At 59.0% G+C, this 1,500-nt stretch carries 2 protein-coding genes and 1 pseudogene; 1 reads left to right on the top strand and 2 read right to left on the bottom strand.

From position 1 onward, the window contains the following. Window positions 1-157: 157 nt before the first annotated feature. A complete protein-coding gene (locus BKD70_RS22830; RefSeq protein WP_070415456.1) occupies window positions 158-700 on the top strand; it encodes a hypothetical protein in 543 nt (180 codons plus the stop codon). A 4-nt stretch (window positions 701-704) separates the two neighbouring features. Here BKD70_RS22830 and BKD70_RS22825 read toward each other — a convergent pair whose 3' ends face one another. Both BKD70_RS22825 and BKD70_RS24935 read right to left on the bottom strand, forming a co-directional pair. After that, complete coding sequence (locus BKD70_RS22825) at window positions 705-1,442, bottom strand: amino acid ABC transporter ATP-binding protein (protein WP_034129024.1); 738 nt, start codon at window positions 1,440-1,442, stop codon at window positions 705-707. Continuing rightward, window positions 1,429-1,500: pseudogene (locus BKD70_RS24935) on the bottom strand (amino acid ABC transporter permease); the annotation flags it as partial. The gene BKD70_RS22825 and the pseudogene BKD70_RS24935, both read right to left, overlap by 14 nt.

Genomic DNA, 1,500 nt, shown 5'->3' with positions numbered 1-1,500 from the left:
GATGGGATGATTTTTCTCAGCAACGTCGACGCGCCCCAGGCCCTTAAAGTCTCTTCCAGCACAGTGTCCTGCGCGCTGCAGCTCGACCTTCCGGAGCAAACCTATAATGGCAAATTCTACGAAACCGCTTCGGCGGTCTGTCGGTGAGATGGCCCGCATGAACGAGTGGCGTATCGGGTGCCTCAAAGGCTTGGGGCTGTTGTTGAGCTGCCTTTTATTGGCAGCGCCGGCAAGCGCTGCGAACTGCCGCCTGTCCCTGAGCCAGCCCATCATCGATTACGGCCTGCTTCGCCCAGGCGAACAGCTCGAAAACCGGGGTGCTTCGCTGGGGAAGCGTATGGTACGTCTGAACGTGATCTGCGTGGAGGCTGCGGTGATTGCGCTACGTTTTCAAGGCGTGCCGGCCAATGAGACTGGCTACAGGTTTGGCCGCCAGGGCTTTTTCAACCTGACGCTTCAGCATCCTCAACTCGACGGTAAACCCATCGAGTTAGCGCAATGGCACAACCCTACCGAACGGGACGCCCAGCTACGCCCAGGCCAATCTCTGGTAGTGCTGGTCGGCGGAGCTCCTGCCAGAGGCCACGCTTTTTCGGCGCAGGTGCAAGTAGACACCTGGCTATCGAGCGCAGCCACTGCTGTTGGCAATAAAACCACATACGAGGGCAATGGGCGTTTCGAGCTGGTGTCCGGTGGCTGAGTCCTCAGGCAGGTGATCCATGGCTGCCGATGAAGTTTGCCAGCTCGGCAGATTGCGGATGTGCAAACAGCACTTTCGGATCGCCCACTTCATGCACCTTTCCCTGGTGCATGAACACCAACTTATCCCCAACCTCCCGGGCAAAACGCATTTCGTGGGTCACCATGATCAGGGTCATGCCGTCTTTAGCCAGTTGGCGCACCACGCTGAGCACTTCATTGACCAGCTCAGGGTCCAGGGCCGATGTGATTTCATCGCACAGCAGCACTTTGGGTGACATGGCCAGTGCGCGGGCAATGGCGACTCGCTGTTGCTGGCCACCGGACAGTCGATCAGGGAAAGCGTCGAACTTCTCGCCCAGGCCTACCCGTTCCAGCATCTGCTTTGCCAACTGCACCGCTTTGGCCTTTGGCACTTTCTGCACCACTTGCGGCGCCAGCATCACGTTCTCGCCCACGGTCAGGTGCGGGAACAGATTGAATTGCTGGAACACCATGCCGACCTTCTGCCGCAGGCTGCGCAGGTCGGCGCGGGCCGCGTCGAGGTATTCACCATCGACTTCGATGACGCCGTCGTTGATCGACTCCAGACCATTGAGGGTGCGCAGCAAGGTGGACTTGCCCGAGCCGCTGCGGCCGATGATTGCCACCACCTGGCCTTCGTCCACCGTCAGGTCGATGCCCTTGAGCACGTGGTGATCGCCGTAATATTTATGCAGGGCAGAAATTCTAAGCAGAGGCATGCAGTCTCCTTTCCAGGTAGCGCGCACTGAGGGACAAGGGGTAGCAAAGCAGGAAGTA

This window comes from Pseudomonas sp. BS-2016, from assembly GCF_001806145.1.
Taxonomy (GTDB): domain Bacteria; phylum Pseudomonadota; class Gammaproteobacteria; order Pseudomonadales; family Pseudomonadaceae; genus Aquipseudomonas; species Aquipseudomonas lundensis.
The sequence above is the reverse complement of the archived record's forward strand: the minus strand, read 5'-3'. Positions and strand labels throughout refer to the sequence as shown.